The sequence below is a fragment of the Saccharospirillaceae bacterium genome (assembly GCA_022448365.1).
Classification (GTDB): domain Bacteria; phylum Pseudomonadota; class Gammaproteobacteria; order Pseudomonadales; family Oceanobacteraceae; genus Bacterioplanoides.
The window spans coordinates 1253629-1274550 of record JAKVCS010000003.1; the positions used below are offsets into that span (position 1 = coordinate 1253629).

Consider the following 20922-nt stretch of genomic DNA (forward strand, 5'->3'; position numbering starts at 1 on the left):
AAATTATCACCGCCCAACATTTCAATATTGTTAACATCCAAAAAAAAGACCTTTCAGATTACTGAAAGGCCTTTCTTAATCAGCTATTGCCTATTTATTTGGCTCATACATCCAGAGCGTATCGTTGTCACGATTGCTACTTGCATCTTCACCAATCAGAATATTACCGTTATTCAATACGATAACATTATCAGGGTTGGTAATACCGTTCACATCACATTTATCCGCACCGGATAACTTGGTACGGTAAGTAGAGCCTGTCAGTACAGGATCAATACGATCGATGTTGTAATCATTAAGGATTTTCGCACGATAAATAGTGCCACAATCCTTAACACGGCTGGAGAGTTTAATATCTCCCGTCTCATCAATCATAGTTTTATCGGTATCGGCATTTCCCATGTACAGATAAGCTGCTGTTACCTTCTCATCTGCAATCAAATCTTCTCCTGTAACGGCCTCCTTCACACGATTATGGTTGATAGCAATACCTTCAAGTTTACGCCACTCTGCGGTAGCACCAAGTTGACGCGCTGCCTGACGAGACTCAAGGAAAGCTGAGCGATCATCCATCGGCTCACCAGCAGTTACCTTACCACCACCATTTTCTATCGTCGGATAAGTATACCCGGTAGCTGGACGACCTGCTTTCACCCACGCGGCCCACGCTTCAACGTCTTTAACCGTCATATAGCTGGTCTTGCCATCTTCCCATTGATCGGTACCAATGCCGTCGAATTCGTTGATCCAGGCTTCAATTGTTGCGTTGTCGGACGATGCCAAGGCAACCCACTCAACGTCGAAACCCGTTACTGCCGGATCATTTTTACCGGCATCCTGAGTCAACTTAGCACCGTATAATGTACCCGAACTTAAATCTTCTGCGGTATCGGCAACAAACTTGAATAAAACACCGCCATCATCATCCTGAGATGAATAGACCGTTTTTGCATCAGGCATTACTGTTGAATTTTCATGCTCGTAGCGACCAATCGTGTAGTGTTTAACCGGCACAGGAGCAGCGTCGAGAGGCTTACTGATTTCAACGATGTAGCCGAAATCGTAGGGGTTAGCAGGTGTATCAGCTAAGTCCCAGACTGGGGTCGTGCTGCCTGGCTTGTTCCAATCAGGGTGAGTTGTTGTATCAACTTTTGTGCTGATAACCCATTCTTCAGAAGTTAATGGTGTTCCCCATGGAGAAACAGAACCAAAACAGTTAGCACCTGTACCTTGTACAGCGGCAAAGTCGACCATCATTGCATCCAGAACAGTCCATTTACCATCTTCTTTCTTCAGATGCATCCGGCTCATACCTCCAGGGCGATCTTCCCAGTTGGTATATAAGTAACCTTCATTCGTTTTGTTCGGAATAGGCAAGTATGCATTGAAGTCCGGCATATCGGTTTCTGTGACTTCAGCGCTATTATCCAGCTTTCGGATACTACCTAACTTACCTTCTGGTTGGGTACCACCATTATTAGCAGCGTCACCGTTCTGACCCAGAATTTTATATTGGCCGTAAGCTGTCTGCACCAGCTGCATTTCTGCCCCGATAGGCACTGGCAGGTTAATTTTGTCGGTTGGAATCTCATTGAAGCTAAACCCTTCAATGACACCTACCGTTCCTTTATTGTATGGCGTTGCGTTTCCATCAGTTTCGACGTTTGCACTGGAAGGATGTTGCGCATTGAAGAACAGATCGCCATTTTCCGTCATAAACATGCCGGTTACTTCTGCACCCGTTGGAACAGTTGCAATACGGGTCAAACGACCAGTAACTGTACCATCAGCACCTTTTTCACCATCGGCGCCGTTACCACCATCAGTACCCGGAGCACCTACCTGGCCAGCTGCTCCGTCCGTACCATCATCGCCTGAACCACAAGCTGCCAAAGCACTGGCAGCCATCGCAATCATCAGGGCTTTGTATAAACCGCTTTTGTTAAATTCCATCATCGTTCTCTCTCAAGAGCTAAGCTTTAATTCGGAGCGAGCAGGCTAAGAGAGAAAAATTACAATAACGAGACACGAATATTTCAGAAATATAGCAATTGTATTTCTCTGAAAATATTGTGATGCCAATTAGTACCGGCGGACATATACCACAACCCGGCGATTCGCCGGCCTTAACTGTTCCAGGGAGAGATTGTCTGTGTTTTCTTTGGGGCGGCTATCAGCAAAACCTGACGCCTTTAAACGCTCTTTCTCCAATCCTTGTGATAACAGATATTTGACGACATTGGTCGCACGAGCAGACGACAACTCCCAATTAGATGGAAATTTTTGCGTTGCAATCGGCAGGTCGTCGGTGTGCCCTTCGACCTCAATCATATGACTGGAGTGGCTTGTACTACGGATAACCCGACTCACTTCTTCAAGCAATGGCAACGCATCTGTTTTGATATCCGCCGAGCCAGAATCGTACAAAGCAACATTGGCAAACTCAACTTTTACTCCCTTGTTATCGAGTACAACCGACAACTGATCCTGGAGTCCTTGTTGTTCAATGTATTCATCAAGTCCCTTTTTAATATCGGTGAAAGGAGTCGGCTTGTCTTCATTTGTGATCACTTCCGACAGACCTTCTTTTAAAGCCTCGACCTTACCCTCGTTAAGATCACTGACGGCCAGAATCATGACAAAAAAAGCCAATAATAAAGTAATGGCATCCGAATAGGTGACCAACCAGGAGCTGGCAGAGTCATCAAAGTTAGGGCGCCGTCGACGCAACCCTCTTGATTTCACAGACTCCTGCATCAGAAGTCCTCAACAACGGGTCGTAGTCTGGACGTTGGATGTAAATAAGCGTTCAAACGGTCCTGAATAAACATGGGATCTCGTTTTTCAGCCAGCAACACAAAACCTTCCGTCACTAGTTGGTTGCGGAAATACCAGGTTTCCTGCTTTTCAGTAACCTGATTGGCTGCGGGTTTAAAAAATAGATTCGATAACACCACACCGTAGAGTGTTGTGATTAACGCCAACGCCAAACCTTTCCCCAAAGCGGCCATATCACCGTTCATATTATCAAGCATAATAATCAGGCCAATAATGGTACCCACCATTCCGAAACCTGGGGCATAAACAGCCATAGTATTAAGCACCTTTGCCTCAAGCGTATGACGCTGCCAGGCAGCATCTGATTCATCGGTGAGCATCATGCGAATATCATTGTTTTTGTAGCCACTTCCCATCAATTCGATACCGTTGCGAATAAAATCATCTTTTAGCTCTTTCTCTGTAAGGCTACTTTCCAAAGCAGTGATACCGCCTGATCGATAAACCGTACTCCACTCAACAAACCGGGCAGCCAGTTTAGTCAGATGTGGTTGAGAAGTTGGGGCGTGGAAGAATGTGGCCACCAGGCAACGTACTGCAATCAAAACATCTTTGGTGGAGTAACTGATTAATGAGGCGGCAACCGTACTGCCTAATACCAGTGCAAAGCTCGATAAACTAATGAAAATCTGGTAATTCTCTGTACTGCTGGCGACAGCAAATACAAATAAACTGATGCCAGCAATAAAACCAATTAGTGTACTGAAGGAAAACATAAATGGCTCTTGTTATCGTTATTCGGATTCAACAACATCTTCGCCTGTCGGCGTTGAGATAGGAGTCAATTCTTCCATAGAAAATCTCCCTTCCCGAAGCAAACCGCGCATGATTGATACAACCTGTTGTCGAGCGACCTCAACATGATCTAGCGTTGCTTCACTTTCCTGAATTTTAAGCTCAGCAATGACTGCTGTTCTTAATTTTCCGGGTAAAGCCGATAAAACATGACGTTTAAACTCAGTGGAACAGTGACACAGTGCCATCGCCATGACATCACGGTTTATCTCCCTGAGCTCGTTGGTAATTACACGTTGCGGTGTGCGGACCAAATCTGCAAAGGTAAAATAGACCTGACGCAAACGATAAAAGGTCTCCGGCTTCTCTGATTTCAACGTTTTAAGTAAACGCGTTTCATCAGCTGTGTTCATATTGTCTAACATTCGGATCAGAACAGATAAGCCATCTGCCGTTACATTTTCAAATGTTGGTGCCGTCAGAGACTGCTTCGCCAATCGGTCGGCAACATCTTTGAATGCTGCCAGAGGTAAAGTTTCAAACTGACCCAACTCATAAGCAACGGCAGCCTGATCTTTTGCCTTAAGACGCTGAATAATATCCGCTGCACGCTGAGCTTCTAACTGTGACAACACCAACGCTTTAATACGAACATCTTCATCTTTAATCAGATAAATTACCTGAGAGTCATTCAGCTTCTCCAGGAACGAGAAAGGCTTGCTGCTCTCTGGTGTATCACTGTCAATCGCCAATACCATGCGTTGATGAAAATCGACCAGTGAGGTTAATACCAATTCTGGCGACCATTCCATTTGCGTATGCAGTTCATTGATGTGCTGCCACTTTTCGGTATCAATGGCTGGTAATAAGCTCTTTAACAGGTTGCCCCCCATGACCTCGAGCATTGCGGCAACTTCTGTATCTCGCTGCCCCTGAATAGCTTCAGTCACGAGACGTTGAAAAAGCTGAGGTTTTGATAACCCAACAGATACCAGTTCCTGACGAGTTTCATTGAGTTTTTGCCGTAATTGCTGCATATCATCGCTATTACCCGATAATGGCATAACCGCAGGCATGGTTGGATCAGGCGCATCGGGGGATTGCCCCTCTGATGTTTCCGAGACTTTTGAACTTCCGGTACGGCGATAAAACCAGATAATCAGCAGTATTGATAGCAGCAAAAAGAACAGAACGATAAGAGTCCAGAGCCAATCCGCGTATTTCGTCACAAAACCCTCAGAGGTTTCGGCTGTCGGCGTTTCTTCTGACTGAGCGTTATCGAGACGATTAAAATCAGTTCTTACAATATTAAGTGTATCACCACGTAACTCGTTTAATTGAGACTTACGAGTAATGAGGTTCTTAAGAAACTCAACCTGTTCATCCTTTAATTCGCGATCAACAACTAGAGTGATCGTCATCTTCTTGATGCTATTGCGATATCCCAGTGTTTTTTCTTTGATAGTCTTAATCTTCTTCTGGGCTTCTTGTTTTAGCTGATCGGCGTACTGCAATGCTTGTTGACGGTCGAACTCAAGCTTCTCAACGATTTCTTGCAGTGCTGCAATCTCTTGCTGGTTTTCACGTAATAACGGTAATTCGTTGACCGGTAAACCAGGCAGCTCCTCCAGATCAGACGCATCGATGGTTTGTACTTCAGGAGGACGAACCTGAGTAGTGGTTATTGAAGGCACGGGGGCTTGTGGCAATACAGTTACTGGAGAACTTGATTCACCACCTTCTTTTACAACCGTACGGGTTTTTTGCAGTACCGCTTCAACCTGAATAATAAACTGGTTATTACCCAGGTATGATCCGATGTCGCGGGCAAGCCGGGCTTCCATTTCATTTTTAAAGCGAGCTTCCTCCAGTTCGTCTTTTTTGACAGGCACTTCATATTGCTGGTTTTCAGACTCTGCGGAAAAAGTAATCTGGGAGAATATAACCAGATTTAACAGTAACGAAATCAGTATTTTCATAGTGAGTCTCCGTTACTGAATACGTGCAAGACTGGTTTTTACCTGATCCATTTCCGGATCAAGCGACAGAGCTTCTTCCCAACTGGCTTTCGCTTCAGGAATTAAACCCATTTTGTAATAAATACTGCCTTTCAAAGCATGGGCCTGAGCAGAAGTTGGCAGGCGCTTCAGGGCTGCATTGGTTTCATCCAGTGCTTTCCAGTATTCCTTCTTGTAGAAAAGCGACTGAGCACTCAGAATGTGTCGAGTAGTTTGTTCAACAATCTGAGCTTTTTCCTGCTCTAACTCTTTTATTCGCTCTGCCATTTTCTGATGATTTTCTGTAGGGTCAGGCAGATCGTCAGCTACTTGAGATTCATCTTCGGCCTCAAATGCATCCGATTCGCTCTGCGGTGATTCCAGCACGTTTTGACCGTCCGGTAACGCCATAACAAACTTAATATCACTATCACCGGCGTCGAGTGTCAGTAAAATATCATAACCCGGCCCATAGCGATGAATGTGCATTAAGCCGTGTTGCTTCTTCGCTTCCTGCGCTACCTCTTCTTTTCTTTCTGATTCTGATGGTGCATCTTCTGTTTCTGAAACCCAACCAGAATCACCAAAACCTTTTACAATACGATTGCTTCTTTCGTAGCTGCAACCGGATACTAAAGTCATCAGACCGATTAATATCACTGTGATTAATTTCATAATAACGCCTTAAAATCTCAGCCCTAATGTCAGGTCGTAACCGGTTCCACCAAATTTTCCGCCCTCTTCCAGTGTCGATTCGTCCTTCCATTTCACATCGCGTGTTGGCATTGAAACCATGCCGAAGTCAATGAAGCCGTCACTGAAAAATGGAAATTCAAAGCCTAAGCGAAAGACGAGACTGTTAGCATCATTAAAGAATGACTGCCCGAGTCCGAGGTAAACACGGGTATCAATGATATTATCGAGGCTGGGCAAATCTGCGATTATCCGACCCTCAAGATTGATTCCGGATACATCGAAATTGTCGCTTTCAGAAAAATTACGAAAATGCTCAATCGCAAGCGTGTACTCCAGCTTCTCATCGATACTGGTTGCCTCACGACGACGCAAACCGAATACGGTGACCCCATCAACTTTTTCACTGCCACCGGCAACAACATCACGCTCACCAGTGACTCCCCAGCTACCAACAGTCAGCTCGTAAGTCACCAGGTCAAAGCCTTCTTCTTCCTGTTCGCGTGTTGTCCTTTTCGAATATTCTTTTAACCACAATAAACCGTTGTCACGAGCATCAACCATGCGCAGATTAATGGTGAACTTTTCATCATGTACTGAGGCATTCCAAAATAGAAAAGCATCGGCACGCACTTTCTTACCCAAACGACGAAGTTGCTGATTTGATTCTGCCGCATGGGCAATTTCTAACTGTTCTCCTCGCAGCTGTACCTGCGTCATACGACATTCAATGCACTGAATCAGCTCGAAACGGTCACTATCGAGCACCCGGTGCATCAGTTTATTTTCAATCATCAGGTGAACTTGCTTTGGTATCTTTCGATGCAAACGGTCGCCGTTGTGATACATGGCAACCCGTTTGATATTGGCATCCAGATCAATCAGTTCCTCCAGCACCAATGTTTTATCGTCATCCAATAGCTGACTGAAACCGGTGTAGAGAGACGACGGTTGCTCATTTAATGTCGGTATTTGGTCTTGTGCGTGCGCAACCGCGCTCCATATGCCGACGAACACCACGGCAATGAATTTTAGGGAAGTCATTCAGATTCCTTGGTCCGAAAATTCCTGAGAGATGAACAAAGCATAGTTCATATTTCAGAAATGAAAGGTCTGGCCGATAATAAGAACAATCGGAAATACCTTGGAATTACGGTGTGAAAAACCTGATTTACCTGTTTTTTTTACTGAATGCTTGCACAGCTATGACGGCAGAGCGCATAAACAATCAGAGAATCATCGCAATTTATCAACTCGATGATGAGGAAGGTGCAGCCTTCGACTTTTTTTCGTCAGAAAAACTTCACAAGTGCGACAAAGAGCCGTCAGGTCGGTATCGCTCATACAGTAGCGATGCAGATGTCGCCGTTAGAAATTTTGAACTGGCGCGGATGGCTTTCGAACAAGAGGGAAGGCTGAGCTTCCGACCGCTTGCTTGCGAGGGCAAGGCCATGCTGGTTGATCAGATGGGTATTCAGAAATAATACCCAGAAATAAAAAAGGCTCCCGAAGGAGCCTCAGTGTTCACAATACGACGGACGAAACCTCAGTATCGCTTACACCTGTGTCGCATTGATGCGCTGGAACCACTCCTGTGGACCTGTTTGGTGAACCGACTCACCTTTACTGTCTACTGCAACTGTTACTGGCATATCAACCAGATCGAATTCGTAGATAGCTTCCATACCCAGATCTTCGAAACCAACAACTTTGGCATCTTTAATTGCCTGAGATACGAGATAAGCGGCACCACCCACAGCCATCAGGTAGACGGCTTCGTTATCCTTAATCGCCTCAATCGCCATCGGGCCACGTTCAGCTTTACCAATCATCCCCAGCAAACCGGTCTCTTCCAGCACGGTACGAGTGAACTTATCCATACGGGTCGCAGTGGTTGGACCAGCAGGACCAACCACTTCTTCACGAACCGGATCAACCGGGCCCACGTAATAGATAAAGCGACCTTTCAGATCAACCGGAAGCTCTTCACCTTTGGCGATCATATCAACCATACGCTTGTGCGCCGCATCACGGCCCGTCAGCATCTTGCCGGAAAGCAAAATGGTTTCGCCTGGTTGCCATTCTTTAACGTCTTGCGGAGTCACTTCATTCAGGTTTACGCGACGTACGTTTTCACCCACTTCCCAGCTGATCTCCGGCCAGTCTTCCAGGCTTGGCGCTTCCAGCTTAGCCGGTCCGTTGCCATTTAAGGTGAAGTGCGTATGACGAGTCGCAGCGCAGTTCGGAATAATGGCTACTGGCTTGTTTGCAGCATGAGTTGGATAGTCCGCGACTTTCACATCCAGAACGGTTGTCAAACCACCTAAACCCTGAGCACCGATACCCAGCTTGTTTACTTTTTCGAACAACTCCAGACGCAGTTCCTCGGCACGGTTAGAAGCCCCACGTTCCTGCAGCTCATGAATATCAATCGGGTCCAGCAGAGACTCTTTAGCCACCATCATCGCTTTCTCAGCAGTACCACCAATGCCAATACCCAGCATACCCGGAGGGCACCAGCCGGCACCCATCTTAGGCACCTGCTCCAGAACCCAATCGACGATCGAGTCCGAAGGATTCAGCATAGCGAACTTGGTTTTCGCCTCTGAGCCGCCCCCTTTGGCTGCCACATGAACGTCAACGGTGTTGCCCGGAACCAGCTTCATGTGAATTACAGCCGGAGTATTATCTTTGGTATTGGCACGCTTACCGTCGGGATCAGCCAACACAGACGCGCGCAGAACGTTGTCAGGGTGGGTGTATGCACGACGAACACCTTCGTTCGCCATATCTTCAACACTCATATCCCCCTCAAACTTCACGTCCATACCGATGGTCAGAAAGACGGTTACAATACCGGTATCCTGACAAATCGGACGTTTACCCATGGCACACATACGAGAGTTGATCAGAATCTGAGCCATCGCGTCTTTGGCAGCTTTGGATTCTTCTTTCTGATACGCCTCATGAACAGCGTCGATAAAATCTTTGGGATGGTAATAAGAAATGTACTGCAGCGCGTCAGCCACGCTTTGGATCAGATCTTCCTGCTTGATCACAGTCGTCATGGAAGGGCTCTCTCTTGTTTTGGCCTGATGAAGCGAACCGCAATCTCAGGCTCTTACGGTTGTAAAAACGCCCACAAAAGTGGGCGTTTGAATGCTGACCGTATTGTAACCTATCGGAGTCTGACCTAAAACGGCCACCACTCTTCTTCTTTTGTACGAGGGCGGGCCTTAATGTTGCTCGCTCCAGAGGCTGGAGATGCTTCGTTGGTTGCCGGCCCCTGCTCCTCATCATCGAGCGACGCATCAAATACATTTTGCAAATCTTCGCTTGTCTCTACTTCCAGAGCTGCGAGCAATCCGCGACCCCGGTGAATCATCTGTACATCACCTAATTCCGCCAAAGCCCGGCTTGGCGCAACTAACTGCAATGGACCATCACCGAGAGGGATTTCGTCCAAATCCGGATCAATAACCGGAGGATCTATTTCCGAATAACGCAGGTAATATACTTTGCCCGCTTTGGCTTCAAAAGCAATCTCGGCTATCCGCTTTATCTCAAACCATTCAATGCCTTCCAGGCCAAAAATACCGCGACGAACCACAATATCGTAGGAACCTGGCTCCATCTCATACCAGGTGTAACCGCCACCCTTGATATTAAACAGGCGCTCACCGTTTACATTGAAACTCGGCGTTTCAAGCTCATCCATCGACCATTCAGTAGCGGGTCGGTAAACATAAAGTAAAGCCGTATTCTCATAGTCCCACCGATAACTGACGGGCTTAAAATTCTGACCATCCGGAGCCGCAACGTAAGAGCCGAAGTTGTCCCCGATGGATTGATGTATGGTGCAGCCACTCAGGGCTAAGAGCGCAAGTATGCACCCACTAACTGACAATTTTTTTATCATTATTATGGTCCTGCCTAAGGCAAAATCCCGAAAACGTTCAACAATACAGCAATCTGGCACAGTTAGACCGATGATAGTCTGGTTAAGACGTACCAAATAGGATAAAACAGGCAGATGCATTGTACATAAAAAGTACGCGTTGCTATGATGACATAATTACAAAAAATAACAAAAAGCGATAGGGTCATTTATGAATGGCAAAGGGAAAAAGCTGCTACTTCTGGCGGCGGTTGGCGCAACCGCTGTGCTAAGTCCGTTATTGTATTCGCAACCCGGTAACGAGGCGTACTATTCGACCGAAATTGATGATGCCGTTGCTCATGCCAAGCGCAACCCAGTCGATAAGCGTTATGTTGGTTCAACCTGGTATAACCGCTCGACCTCCAAAAGCTTCCGCCTCCCGAAAATGCTCAATACAGAGATGAATGACCAGGTGATTGAAGGTGCCGTTGGTGCAACCGCAGCCGGGGATGAAGCGGTTCCGGTGGTTGATGAATCCGTTACCCAGATAAACCTCGGTCGCACCATTGATAACGACAGCCTGAAGGAGACCAGGCCAGTTCAGACAGCCGAAACACCGGCTCAGAAGGTAGATTTATCCGAGGCGGAAGTGTACATTCCTATCACCACCTATTCAGGACAAGGCTTTTCCGGAACGGCAACGGATATACGATCCAACGTCAGAATCAGCGCAGAGGCGCGCCCCTGATATCGCGTATTAAGAATAATAACGAGGTGCAAGTATGAACAAACTCACACTCTGTATCACAATGGCTGCGATGAGTTTTCCGGCGATGGCTGTTTCTCCACAGCACGATGAATACTACTCTGACGATATTTTTACTGCGATTGAAGAAGCCAAGCACCGAACACATCACTACAACTACAGCCGTCATAAACGATATAATCGTACGACTTCGCAAAGTATTAATATTCCACGCCTGTTGAATGCGGAAATGGACGAGCAAGTGATCGAGGGGGCCGTCGGTGCAACAGCAAGCGGTAGTAATCTTAATAAGGTTGTTGATGAACCGGTTCGTCAGGCTAATCTCGACCAGCCAACAGGCTCTGATCAGCTGAGTATTGAGCAGCAGCCGAGCGAGACTGGCGACGCTCAAAAGATTCTGCAGAACAAAACCACGACCTACATTGAAAGCATCAATTACTCAGGTCAGGAATTTTCTGGCTCAATTAGTAATATCCGTAGTGGTGTATCAGTGAGTGCAACGGCTCGTCCCTAGAGCCTCACCTTCACTTTTTCCCTGGCAACTGCACCTAACCTAAGCAAGGCGCTGTCCTGCTGCCATTCCTGAGAAAAGGGGGATTTCAGCCCTGCTGCCGCTCTCAGCATTTCAGCCAACAGCTTATCAATTAATGACAGCGAATCCTGACTGAAATAGTCGGGGGAATCATCATATGCTGCTGCTAAATCGACCGTTGAATTCAGCAAAAACGCGGTTGAATGAGAGTCTGAGAGTTTCCTGATGAGCCAGCCCGCGTAGCTCAAACTCACCATCACATCTTCCCAATACCTGAAGGGCTTAAAAACGTTTTTATGTGCATGAGACACACAATAATTCGGTTCACAAAGACAGTTGTCGAATATTGCCGGTGTATGCGGAACATCCTTAAGAAATGATTGCTCTTTGACAGAATCAAGCGCGCTAAAACCAGCAGAGGAAGTCAGCACTTTCACACACTGAAGCTCAGACTTGTGGTTATTCGCAAGCACATAAACAGCATCCAGCAATCCTCGTTCGAGCAGCATAACATGTGACTTGGTACCACTAACGAAATGTGCACCTTGTCTTTGAGTTACACGGGTTTCAAACTCTCTGGACGAACGGATGCCCCTCTCAGATGCAGCAAGAGCAGCGAACTCGTCATGTCTAAGAGCCGGATCTAAATGACGAACAGCACACTGATAACCAAAGAAAAAAGCGGTAGCCACCGTGTCGCTCAAGTAGCCACATGCCAGTGCAGCCTCTGCCAATGGCAAGGACTGCAGCTGTTGGGAGAAAAGTTCCGTTAATTGCTGACGAGTTGCAACAGAGATATTACAAGCGGGCAGCTCAGCCAGCGAATGTAATAAGGGTTCTCCCATTGCCATTACTGTGCGCTACCGCCCAGCGCGTTCTGAATACGATCAAGACGGATCTGAATATCTTCAATCTCCATTCTCATATCTCCCAGATCACCGCCCAGTTTTAACTTCGCGACTTTGGCATCAAGCGCCTGAATGGTCTCACTATTTTGGCTGATACTCAGCTGCGCGGTTGCCAGATCCTCGGCCGACGCTTCGACTTTTTTCACTCGCGATGATAAAGCCGATGTTTTCGAGTTTAACGCCTGGGTTAAGTCTTTTTTCGCTGAAGCAATCTCCGCCTTCGTGCCTTTATCCGCCGCGACTTGTTTTCTCGAAACAGCAGCCAACGAAGATTCCAACGACTTAATCGCTTTGTCGTTGCTGGCAATATTGGCCTTATTACGCTTATTAGCAACATCCCAAAGCTTACGGATCTCTTTATTGTTTTCTTTGACCAGAACTTTTAATGCATCAACCGACAGATTGGCGTTTTCTCCGGTCGCAGACAACTGATCATTCAGCTTCTGTAAGTTTCTTCCCTGATCGGTAATGACCCCTTGTGCCTGGTTTAACTGTTTTTGCACAATCTGTAGCTGCATAAACAAAAAGGCCGCACCAGCTCCCATGACTATTGCTAATACCAAAGCAATGATTGCAATGGTTTGTTTTGCTGGCTGCGCTGGTGCAACCGCAGTTTTAGTAACTGCTGCGCGCTGCGCGGCCTGACGGCGAGCCGCCATCTGACGCTTTCGCAGCTCAATATCTTCTGCGGATGGTTTCATATCCGGAAGGATAGGTTCTTTTTGCTTTTCCATGATTCACAACTCGTGGTAGCTGCCAGCTTGCCGCTGGTCTGTGTAATTTTGCTACAAATAGTAACCTAGAGCGACAACCGGTTAAACATGCACAAGTCGCAGAATGGTCAAAATATGCAACCAATCAATGCAGCAGACTAAAACCATACAATTTTCATGCGTAGCATGCCCAATAGTCCGATGCTATGATTGCGCGACTACTAAAGAGAGAGAGTTGAATTCGTTTCATACTCTCCCCATATTGTTGACCCGTATTCCCGCAATTGGGTTTGCAACCGACCTAGCTAAGATAATGGAGACTCACAATGGCATTCGAATTACCCGCCCTGCCTTACGAAAAAAATGCTCTGGAACCACACATTTCTTCAGAAACTCTGGATTTCCACCACGGCAAACACCACAACACCTATGTGGTAAAGCTGAATGGTCTGATCGGTGGTACTGAGTTTGAAGGTAAGACATTGGAAGAAATCGTAAAAACCTCTTCTGGTGGCATCTTCAACAACGCTGCGCAAATCTGGAACCATACCTTTTACTGGAACAGCCTGAGCCCTAATGCTGGCGGTGAGCCAACAGGTGCCATTGCTGACGCCATTAATGCTGCGTTTGGTTCTTTTGAAGAGTTCAAAGCCAAGTTCAATGACATGGCAGTTAACAACTTCGGAGCCAGCTGGACCTGGTTAGTCAAAAAAGCCGATGGCTCTCTCGATATCGTTAACACTTCTAACGCAGCAACACCGATTACTGAAGACGGTGTTACCCCGCTGCTCACGGTTGACCTGTGGGAACACGCCTACTACATTGACTATCGCAATGTTCGTCCAGACTACCTGAGCGGTTTCTGGGCACTGGTTAATTGGGAATTTGCAAACGCTAACTTTGCTTAATCCTGATCAAGAATAAAAAGGAGCTGCGGCTCCTTTTTTAATGCCTTTCATATTTCGCTGCTGAGTAACTCATGGCTGATCTTAAACTACTTTTGGCATCAAGCTCTCCTTTCCGTCGTCAGATTCTGAATAAACTTCGTATACCATTTGACTGCGAAGCCCCTGATATTGATGAAACACCACTTGCTGATGAGCAACCGCAGCAATACGTCGAACGCCTCGCAGTTGAAAAAGCGCAGGCCCTGGCGGGGAAATATAGTGATCACTGGATTATCGGTAGCGACCAATGCAGTGTCGTGGACGGCAATATCTGTGGCAAGCCACATACCGTTGAAAAAGCACAACAACAATTACGACTGAGTAGCGGTAAAGTGGTTCATTTTTATACAGGCCTCTGCTTACTCAATGCTCAAACCGGAGAATATCAGAGTGTTATAGAGCCATTTTCAGTACATTTCCGTGAGTTAAATGACGACGAAATAAGACGCTATATTGAACTGGAAATGCCGCTAAAATGCGCCGGTAGCTTTATGGTAGAAGGACTGGGTATCAATCTGTTTGAGAAGCTGGAGGGTCGTGACGAAAACAGCCTGATTGGTTTACCCCTCATTGCGCTGCTTCAGCTCATGAGGAATGCCAAATTAAATCCATTAGAGCTGGCTCAGTAAGATAACCAACGAGCACAAAAAAAGCCGGATTAACCGGCTTTCTGATCAATACCACCTTACACTCAATTACCGCGCAGCGGGCAATCCTTTAAACAGTTTCTCCATCCGCGAGTTAACGTCATCAACACCAACGTCGTCAGAGATAGTAAACTCCCAGATCCCGTTAAGTTTGTCTGTTGTTAACTGCTTCGCTTTGTTCGCTTCAACCACAATCGTTGGACGCAGAAAAACCATCAGGTTACTTTTGACCTGCTCGGTTGATGTGGAGCGGAATAACCATCCGAGCAATGGGATATCACCCAGCAGTGGAACTTTGCTTTCAACTTCACGAACGTCGTCCCGGATTAAACCACCCAATACGATCGTTTCTTCATTTTCCGACAGAATCATGGTTTTGATCGAACGCTTATTGGTGATCAGATCAGCACTGCCATTCACACTGGTCTGAGATACCGACTCAGCCGTCGCTTCAACCTCCAGACGAATCGCCTCACCGTCATGTATATGTGGTTTAACTTTTAACGTTATACCAATGTCTTCACGAGTGATCGTGGTAAAAGGATTCGAATTATTATTCGACGCAGTTGATCCGGTACGAAAAGGCACATTCTGACCAACAATAATCTCAGCTTCCTGGTTATCGAGTGTCATAATGCTCGGCGTTGATAACAAATTGGTGTTGGTGTCACTTTGCAGCGCCTGAATAACGGCACCAAAAGAAGCTTCACCGTCTTTTTCCTGATAAGCACCCAATGTCAGACCCGCACCTAATGCAGCTGCCGGATTACCGCTGGCAACCGAGCCGGCGATGGTCGATAACGACGGACCCGCATTACTGAAATTGGTACCACCAACCGGGTTGTCCAGATCACCAACGGCCCACTGAACACCCAAAGCGTCATTAACATTACCGGTTACTTCAACAATCGCGGACTCAATTAACACTTGAGCACGACGTACATCCAATGATGACACCAGCTCTTTAATTTCTTTCATTAACGATGGCTCAGCACGCACAACCAGGGCATTTAACTCTTCATCAGCATGAATGCCCGCCTTACCTTTTGCCTGGTTTGCATCTTTACCACCCGCAGGTGCTTCGGACAGCAACCCTTTTAACAATTCAGCGAGTTTCTTGGCATCTGCGTATTGAAGGCGCATAACCTGTGCACTGCCGCTGAAGTAAGACGGCTGATCCAGTTCTTCGATCAACTTCCGAACACGTGCTCGGGCGCTTTTTTCACCTTTAATAATCAGACGATTACTGCGCTCGTCAGCAACCACACGGATACTGCCGGAAGTACGGCCCGCATTGCTATTGCCCTTCGCAACTTTTGACGGGTCGAGGTTCTGCAACATGGTAACTACATTACCAACCCAGGCTTCTTTCAGCTGAATGACCTCCAGCTCTTCGACGCCTTGTTTGTCCAGACGCTCAATAATCTGTTCGATACGACGGATATTAGAAGCATGATCGGAAATGATTAATGCATTAGCCGATTTAACACCGGCAAGATGGCCGTATTTGGCAACCAATGGACGCAGGATGGGCACCAGATCCAATGCCGGAGTATTTTTAATACCGATGACCTTGGTGAGCATTTCCTGGCTGTCATTAGCAATTCGCGCCTCAATGTCGCGGCCTTGCTGTTTAATTTCATTCTGTTGAACAACCAGAACCACTTCACCGGCAGGCACTGCAGCATAGCCATGGACCTGCAATACCGATAAAAACAGCTCGTATACACCGGCCTGGTCAACCGGTTCACTGCTCAGTACGTTTACCTTACCCTTAACACGTGGGTCGATGACGAAACTCTTGCCGGTAATATCGGCGACCTGACTGATGAAGGCTCCGATATCAGCATCCTTCAGGTTAATCTGCCAGTTTTCCTGAGCCTGTACCGGATTGAGAAAGCTCAACAACAACAATGAAGCGACTAAAAAACGCTTAAACACACCCATTTCCTTTAATTAAGTTTGTGATTAACCACGAAACGATTATTTCCACGCTGCACTTCAATTCGTGCATTACCCGAACTGGAGAGTTGCTCCAGCACAGACCTGTCTGCGTCCAGATCACCCAGTCGCTGGCCATTGACCGACAATACGATATCACCCGGCACCAGCTGTAACGCTGTCAGCATAGAGCCAGGCTGAACTTTATAACCCTGACCAGAGCCTGCCGACCGCAGCCCCAGCTCTCGAATAGCGCCTTCAGGGTCGCTGGCCATCTCCGCCGATGCCAGCTCCATAAAATCGGAAGCCGAACGCACCTTGCCAAAACGCTCTCTCAATGAACCTGAGCCGCGACCCGCTCGTTTGGGCGCAGCAACCGAGCGTGCATTGATGCCCGACTTTTTGGTTTCTTCAAACTTCAGAGTTTCTAATTTACCGTTGGTATCCAATACCACTTTGTCATGCTGCACACCGGCTAACTTGGTACGCCCCTGAATTGTGTCACCAATGCGATAAAAATCTCCACGACCGCTCTGTGGCGCAATAATGGCGCTGGATTGATCCGCATCCGACGCTTTATTAATACCCAACAACCGCAGGCGCAAACGCGTGACCGGGGCATCGACCACCTGAGTCTGAGCCTTAACTGGCTCCTCGTTAGCAATACCGAACAAATGATAATCGGCCGTACCACGGATGCCGGAAACCTGAGAGCTTCCGGTAACCTGCGTCGGTGCCATAAGAGATAGCGGTTCCGGTGCGACAATCATCCACACCAATGCAGCGGCCTGAATGGCAAGCAATACCGTAAACACTAATTTTCCAAGCACTAAGACCAGCTTTTGCCACAACACTAATGACACGCTGGCTGGCGCATTTACGTCCGCGCTCACTACCAAACTTCACTCCTTCAAAAATTGCCCAAGGTTATAGAATCTTACGGGACACTTCAAAAATTACTGTTTCTTCAGTGGCCTCTGCCGGCCATTTTTGTCCAAGGATGTCCAGGAAACGACGACGGATCGCGACCCCTCCCCAACCGTCGTCCTGAACAAACGCCTGACCAACAGGCAACCCGTCCTGAGTTTCAATATTTAAAACCGATTTGTCAGACTCCCGTTTTAACAGGCCAACCAAAAGCGGCAACGTTGCCTGAACCGGTTTTCCATCTACCGGAAAGCCAACATCGCCACCCGAAAATGTCAGCTGACCATCCAGCTGATGAATCTGACGTGCTTCAACATCGAGTTGAGCGGTTAATCCAGTGATCTCAAAATCTCCCTCCAACGATGCACGACCCTGACGCAATAGTGGCTGCAGATGATCAGCCGACAAAAGCCCGGTGGTATTTGTCACCTGCAGCATTCGATCTAAACCAACGTTCAGATGACTGTTCAGTTGCAGGCCAACAGCGCTGACATCCAAATCCAGATCGGCATTGGCTAGTAATAGCTTTCGTAAGCTGAGTATCCAATTCACATCCAACGAACCCAGCTGAGGATTTTGAATCCGTATCAAACCGTCGAAGACCGTTCCTGAAGTCTCCGTGATTTTGACCGGGAGATTAGCGGCATGAGGCTCCGCAAACCGCCAGATGAAATGCAAAGGGGTGGTCACAGCGAGCGAAATCATGAAAACGAACAGACCCAGTAATAGATACCAACGGGCTGTCCAAATGGCTGTAAACATGGTGAAGTCGTAATCCAATCTGTGTCGAGGCCGGACATCTTACTGAACAGCGAGGCAAAGTGTAATGGGCCATTGTGACAGTACGGTAAAAAAGCGTGGTTGGCCCGGCAAATGGGCTCAACAAGACCACAAGCCACGCCAAATTTGGACATATTTTAATCAAAAACAAGCATTTATCACCACCAACTGATCTTCAAACTGGCGTCACGTCAAGGATCACTTATAACTAATAAGCCAAACAGATAATCGTTTAATAAGTAAAACAGCTTAATACTCGGTTAGAAGCCTAAGATTTATGGACTAAGCTAATACTTATCCAGTCCCCGACCCCGAATTTATTATGAGTAGTAACAGCTTACTGTTTAAGACCATCCTCCAGATTCTTGTTGTTCTGACGGCGTTGCTTGTCGTGCTCGGCGTGTTCAATTACAAGAAAACTGAGAGTCAGCTCACTGAAGATCTGAGATCCAGTGCCGAAAAAACTGTCCTTCGACTACAAGGCAGCCTCCCATTGCCCATCTGGAACTTCGACCAGAGCACGGTCATCAAAGCCATTGAGGCGGAACTGGCCTCTGAATTTCTTAATCGAATCACGGTAATCGTCAATGACGATGTATTTGCAACACTGGCAAAGGACGACAATGGCGTCATCCGGGAGCGCCGGGTCAGCGAATACAGTGATGCCATTGAGATGAACGAAGTCCTCATTTATGAAGCGGACGGAGAGTCTAATGAAGTTGGGCGCATCGTAATCGGGGTTAATAACCACCGGGAGGAGAAAATTCTAACGGACGCCTTCAACCTCGAAGTATTCCGTATTCTGCTACTGGATCTGATTGCAGCAATAGCCATTGTCCTGATTGTTAAAACAGCCATGATCCGACCTTTAGAAAAAGTAAAAGAAGCGGTTCATGACATTGCACAGGGGAATGGTGATCTGACCAAGCGCCTCAGTGAGAGTGGGTCGGTTGAGCTTTCGGAGTTGGCCAGGGAATTCAACATTTTTGTACAGAAACTCGACGCCCTGATCACTGACATCGGTCACACTGGTTTATCTCTCGCCAATAAATCCCAGGAAAGTCAGGGCCATGTGGAAAACATGCGGGGTGAGCTTCGCAGCCAACGTTCTGAAATTGATCTGATTGTTTCCGCCAGCACGGAGTTATCCAGTAGCACCGATATGGTTGCCGGCAATGCCCGCCAGGCTGCGGAGGCGGCTCAGAGCGCGAACGAATCGGCACGCAGCAGCCATAATATCGTTTCAGATGCCGTCGCCAGTATTAATGCACTATCAAATGAAATTGGCCAGATTTCAGACGTCATCCAAGTTCTGGTTAAAGAAGGTGAGAACATTGGCGCTGTCAGTGATGTTATTCAGGGCATCGCAGAACAAACCAATTTATTAGCCCTCAACGCGGCCATCGAAGCGGCGCGCGCCGGGGAACAAGGACGTGGTTTTGCGGTGGTAGCTGACGAAGTGAGAACGCTGGCTCAGCGCACGCAACAATCCACAGAAGAAATTAATCACATGATTGAGCGATTACAGAAGTCTACTGAGGAGGCGGGTACCGCTATCCGTAAGGGGACTGAGAACGCGACCAGCAGTGTCAGTAAAATCGAAAAAGCCGGAGAGGCCATTCGGACAGTGGCGAACAATGTGGACCAGATCAACACCATGAACTCGCAGATATCTCAGGCAGCATCTGAACAAAGCGCCGTCATCAGCGAACTTAATCAGAACATAGTCAACATTTCACACAATGCCGACAGTACCGAACAACTGGCGGACCAAACCATGGCGGCAAGCTCCTCAGCAATGGAAATGTCGTTGGAATTACAAGACAAAATGCAGTCGTTCAAGACTTCAGTCTGAAATAAGCCCAAGAGGAAACAACTATGCGAATACTTCTGCTGATCATTGGTTTTACTTTGTCTCAGCTCGTACTGGCTGACAAAGTCGTAAAACTGACGTCACTGGACTGGCCTCCCTACTCTGGTAAAGCGCTTAATGAACAAGGCGCATCCGTCGCCGTTGCCAAAGCAGCATTCGCTGCCATGGGCTACACCCTGGAAGTGGATTTCTTTCCATGGAGCCGCGCAGTTTCGCTGGCAAAAAGTAAAGGCAGCGCTTATGCCGGGTACTTCCCCGAATATCACTCTGATGCTGTTGCCGAAGAATTCACTTATTCACAACCAATGGGCTCTGGCCCTCTGGGGTTCGTAGAACAGAGCGCTAAACCCGTCACCTGGTCCTCTCTTGACGATCTGAAAAGCTACCGCATTGGCGTTGTACAGGATTACGTTAATACGACGGATTTCGATGCCATGATGAATTCTGGTCAACTGAAAACAGAAGCTGTAATCAGTGACAAAAACAACATCCTGAAAGTCGTCAACGGACGTCTGGATCTTGCGGTCATCGATCGCAATGTAATGGACTACCTGTTCAAAACAGACAAAGCACTGAGCGGTAAAGAAGGGAAAGCATCTTTTAACGGAAAACTGCTGGAAGATAAAAAGCTGTATATATGCTTTAAGAAAACCCCTGGCGGTGCTGAAATGGCCAAGATATTCAATGAGGGTCTGAAGAAAATTGATGTTAATGCCATAATGGCAAAACACATATAACTTCTGAT

Annotated in this window: 20 protein-coding genes; 7 read left to right on the plus strand and 13 right to left on the minus strand. The window is 47.2% G+C overall.

Going from position 1 to position 20922, the window contains the following annotated elements:
• Nucleotides 1-90: 90 nt before the first annotated feature.
• The 6 genes from MK185_09345 to MK185_09370 form a co-directional block, all read right to left on the minus strand.
• Entirely contained in the window at nucleotides 91-1956 is a 1866-nt protein-coding gene (locus MK185_09345) for a DUF839 domain-containing protein (protein ID MCH2040826.1), read from the minus strand.
• 126 nt (nucleotides 1957-2082) lie between these two features.
• Nucleotides 2083-2757, minus strand: coding sequence for an OmpA family protein (locus tag MK185_09350; protein MCH2040827.1), 675 nt, complete (start codon nucleotides 2755-2757; stop codon nucleotides 2083-2085).
• Nucleotides 2757-3554 (minus strand): MotA/TolQ/ExbB proton channel family protein, encoded by a 798-nt coding sequence (locus MK185_09355; GenBank protein MCH2040828.1) that lies wholly within the window; start codon nucleotides 3552-3554, stop codon nucleotides 2757-2759. The genes MK185_09350 and MK185_09355 overlap by 1 nt, the downstream gene beginning before the upstream one ends.
• 18 nt (nucleotides 3555-3572) lie before the next feature.
• Nucleotides 3573-5552 carry a hypothetical protein gene (locus MK185_09360; GenBank protein MCH2040829.1) on the minus strand — a complete coding sequence of 660 codons (1980 nt, stop codon included), beginning with the start codon at nucleotides 5550-5552 and terminating at the stop codon, nucleotides 3573-3575.
• A gap of 12 nt (nucleotides 5553-5564) precedes the next feature.
• Nucleotides 5565-6245: a tetratricopeptide repeat protein gene (locus tag MK185_09365; protein MCH2040830.1), complete on the minus strand. Its 681-nt coding sequence runs from the start codon at nucleotides 6243-6245 to the stop codon at nucleotides 5565-5567.
• A gap of 9 nt (nucleotides 6246-6254) precedes the next feature.
• Nucleotides 6255-7307: a hypothetical protein gene (locus MK185_09370; protein ID MCH2040831.1), complete on the minus strand. Its 1053-nt coding sequence runs from the start codon at nucleotides 7305-7307 to the stop codon at nucleotides 6255-6257.
• A 113-nt stretch (nucleotides 7308-7420) separates the two neighbouring features.
• Between MK185_09370 and MK185_09375 the strand changes: the two genes are divergently transcribed.
• Complete coding sequence (locus MK185_09375) at nucleotides 7421-7747, plus strand: hypothetical protein (protein MCH2040832.1); 327 nt, start codon at nucleotides 7421-7423, stop codon at nucleotides 7745-7747.
• Nucleotides 7748-7819: 72 nt separating this feature from the next.
• Here the strand turns inward: MK185_09375 and MK185_09380 are convergent, their stop codons facing one another.
• Both MK185_09380 and MK185_09385 read right to left on the minus strand, forming a co-directional pair.
• Nucleotides 7820-9331, minus strand: coding sequence for a fumarate hydratase (locus MK185_09380; GenBank protein MCH2040833.1), 1512 nt, complete (start codon nucleotides 9329-9331; stop codon nucleotides 7820-7822).
• 125 nt (nucleotides 9332-9456) lie between these two features.
• Nucleotides 9457-10182: a DUF2846 domain-containing protein gene (locus MK185_09385; GenBank protein MCH2040834.1), complete on the minus strand. Its 726-nt coding sequence runs from the start codon at nucleotides 10180-10182 to the stop codon at nucleotides 9457-9459.
• 190 nt (nucleotides 10183-10372) lie between these two features.
• Between MK185_09385 and MK185_09390 the strand changes: the two genes are divergently transcribed.
• Nucleotides 10373-10891, plus strand: coding sequence for a hypothetical protein (locus MK185_09390; GenBank protein MCH2040835.1), 519 nt, complete (start codon nucleotides 10373-10375; stop codon nucleotides 10889-10891).
• Between the two features lie 34 nt (nucleotides 10892-10925).
• Complete coding sequence (locus tag MK185_09395) at nucleotides 10926-11423, plus strand: hypothetical protein (protein MCH2040836.1); 498 nt, start codon at nucleotides 10926-10928, stop codon at nucleotides 11421-11423.
• On the opposite strand, the gene MK185_09400 is transcribed toward MK185_09395, so the two are convergent.
• Together MK185_09400 and MK185_09405 are read right to left on the minus strand one after the other, a co-directional pair.
• Nucleotides 11420-12292, minus strand: a complete 873-nt coding sequence (locus tag MK185_09400) for a hypothetical protein (protein ID MCH2040837.1) — start codon at nucleotides 12290-12292, stop codon at nucleotides 11420-11422. The genes MK185_09395 and MK185_09400 overlap by 4 nt on opposite strands.
• Entirely contained in the window at nucleotides 12292-13083 is a 792-nt protein-coding gene (locus MK185_09405) for a hypothetical protein (protein MCH2040838.1), read from the minus strand. Before MK185_09405 ends, MK185_09400 begins: the two co-directional genes overlap by 1 nt.
• A gap of 305 nt (nucleotides 13084-13388) precedes the next feature.
• Between MK185_09405 and sodB the strand changes: the two genes are divergently transcribed.
• Both sodB and MK185_09415 read left to right on the plus strand, forming a co-directional pair.
• Nucleotides 13389-13970, plus strand: a complete 582-nt coding sequence (gene sodB / locus MK185_09410) for a superoxide dismutase [Fe] (GenBank protein MCH2040839.1) — start codon at nucleotides 13389-13391, stop codon at nucleotides 13968-13970.
• A 71-nt stretch (nucleotides 13971-14041) separates the two neighbouring features.
• The gene (locus tag MK185_09415; protein MCH2040840.1) at nucleotides 14042-14638 is read left to right on the plus strand and encodes a Maf-like protein; all 597 of its coding nucleotides are present in this window, start codon (nucleotides 14042-14044) and stop codon (nucleotides 14636-14638) included.
• A gap of 66 nt (nucleotides 14639-14704) precedes the next feature.
• Here MK185_09415 and gspD read toward each other — a convergent pair whose 3' ends face one another.
• Genes gspD through gspN form a run of 3 tightly spaced genes read right to left on the minus strand, consistent with a single transcriptional unit; the run spans nucleotide 14705 to nucleotide 18286 of the window.
• Nucleotides 14705-16597, minus strand: a complete 1893-nt coding sequence (gspD, locus tag MK185_09420) for a type II secretion system secretin GspD (protein MCH2040841.1) — start codon at nucleotides 16595-16597, stop codon at nucleotides 14705-14707.
• A gap of 11 nt (nucleotides 16598-16608) precedes the next feature.
• Nucleotides 16609-17490, minus strand: a complete 882-nt coding sequence (locus tag MK185_09425) for a hypothetical protein (GenBank protein MCH2040842.1) — start codon at nucleotides 17488-17490, stop codon at nucleotides 16609-16611.
• 34 nt (nucleotides 17491-17524) lie between these two features.
• A complete protein-coding gene (gspN, locus tag MK185_09430; GenBank protein ID MCH2040843.1) occupies nucleotides 17525-18286 on the minus strand; it encodes a type II secretion system protein N in 762 nt (253 codons plus the stop codon).
• A 340-nt stretch (nucleotides 18287-18626) separates the two neighbouring features.
• Between gspN and MK185_09435 the strand changes: the two genes are divergently transcribed.
• On the plus strand, nucleotides 18627-20159 hold the full coding sequence (locus MK185_09435; protein MCH2040844.1) for a methyl-accepting chemotaxis protein: 1533 nt from the start codon (nucleotides 18627-18629) through the stop codon (nucleotides 20157-20159).
• Nucleotides 20160-20182: 23 nt separating this feature from the next.
• A complete protein-coding gene (locus MK185_09440; protein MCH2040845.1) occupies nucleotides 20183-20914 on the plus strand; it encodes a transporter substrate-binding domain-containing protein in 732 nt (243 codons plus the stop codon).
• Nucleotides 20915-20922 lie beyond the last annotated feature (8 nt).

Bases quoted from the DNA above. Each gene is read 5' to 3' on its own strand.
- MK185_09345 (MCH2040826.1), bottom strand. From the start codon at position 1,956: ATGATGGAATTTAACAAAAGCGGTTTATACAAAGCCCTGATGATTGCG.
- MK185_09350 (MCH2040827.1), bottom strand. From the start codon at position 2,757: ATGCAGGAGTCTGTGAAATCAAGAGGGTTGCGTCGACGGCGCCCTAAC.
- MK185_09355 (MCH2040828.1), bottom strand. From the start codon at position 3,554: ATGTTTTCCTTCAGTACACTAATTGGTTTTATTGCTGGCATCAGTTTA.
- MK185_09360 (MCH2040829.1), bottom strand. From the start codon at position 5,552: ATGAAAATACTGATTTCGTTACTGTTAAATCTGGTTATATTCTCCCAG.
- MK185_09365 (MCH2040830.1), bottom strand. From the start codon at position 6,245: ATGAAATTAATCACAGTGATATTAATCGGTCTGATGACTTTAGTATCC.
- MK185_09370 (MCH2040831.1), bottom strand. From the start codon at position 7,307: ATGACTTCCCTAAAATTCATTGCCGTGGTGTTCGTCGGCATATGGAGC.
- MK185_09380 (MCH2040833.1), bottom strand. From the start codon at position 9,331: ATGACGACTGTGATCAAGCAGGAAGATCTGATCCAAAGCGTGGCTGAC.
- MK185_09385 (MCH2040834.1), bottom strand. From the start codon at position 10,182: ATGATAAAAAAATTGTCAGTTAGTGGGTGCATACTTGCGCTCTTAGCC.
- MK185_09390 (MCH2040835.1), top strand. From the start codon at position 10,373: ATGAATGGCAAAGGGAAAAAGCTGCTACTTCTGGCGGCGGTTGGCGCA.
- MK185_09395 (MCH2040836.1), top strand. From the start codon at position 10,926: ATGAACAAACTCACACTCTGTATCACAATGGCTGCGATGAGTTTTCCG.
- MK185_09400 (MCH2040837.1), bottom strand. From the start codon at position 12,292: ATGGCAATGGGAGAACCCTTATTACATTCGCTGGCTGAGCTGCCCGCT.
- MK185_09405 (MCH2040838.1), bottom strand. From the start codon at position 13,083: ATGGAAAAGCAAAAAGAACCTATCCTTCCGGATATGAAACCATCCGCA.
- sodB (MCH2040839.1), top strand. From the start codon at position 13,389: ATGGCATTCGAATTACCCGCCCTGCCTTACGAAAAAAATGCTCTGGAA.
- MK185_09415 (MCH2040840.1), top strand. From the start codon at position 14,042: ATGGCTGATCTTAAACTACTTTTGGCATCAAGCTCTCCTTTCCGTCGT.
- gspN (MCH2040843.1), bottom strand. From the start codon at position 18,286: ATGTTTACAGCCATTTGGACAGCCCGTTGGTATCTATTACTGGGTCTG.
- MK185_09435 (MCH2040844.1), top strand. From the start codon at position 18,627: ATGAGTAGTAACAGCTTACTGTTTAAGACCATCCTCCAGATTCTTGTT.
- MK185_09440 (MCH2040845.1), top strand. From the start codon at position 20,183: ATGCGAATACTTCTGCTGATCATTGGTTTTACTTTGTCTCAGCTCGTA.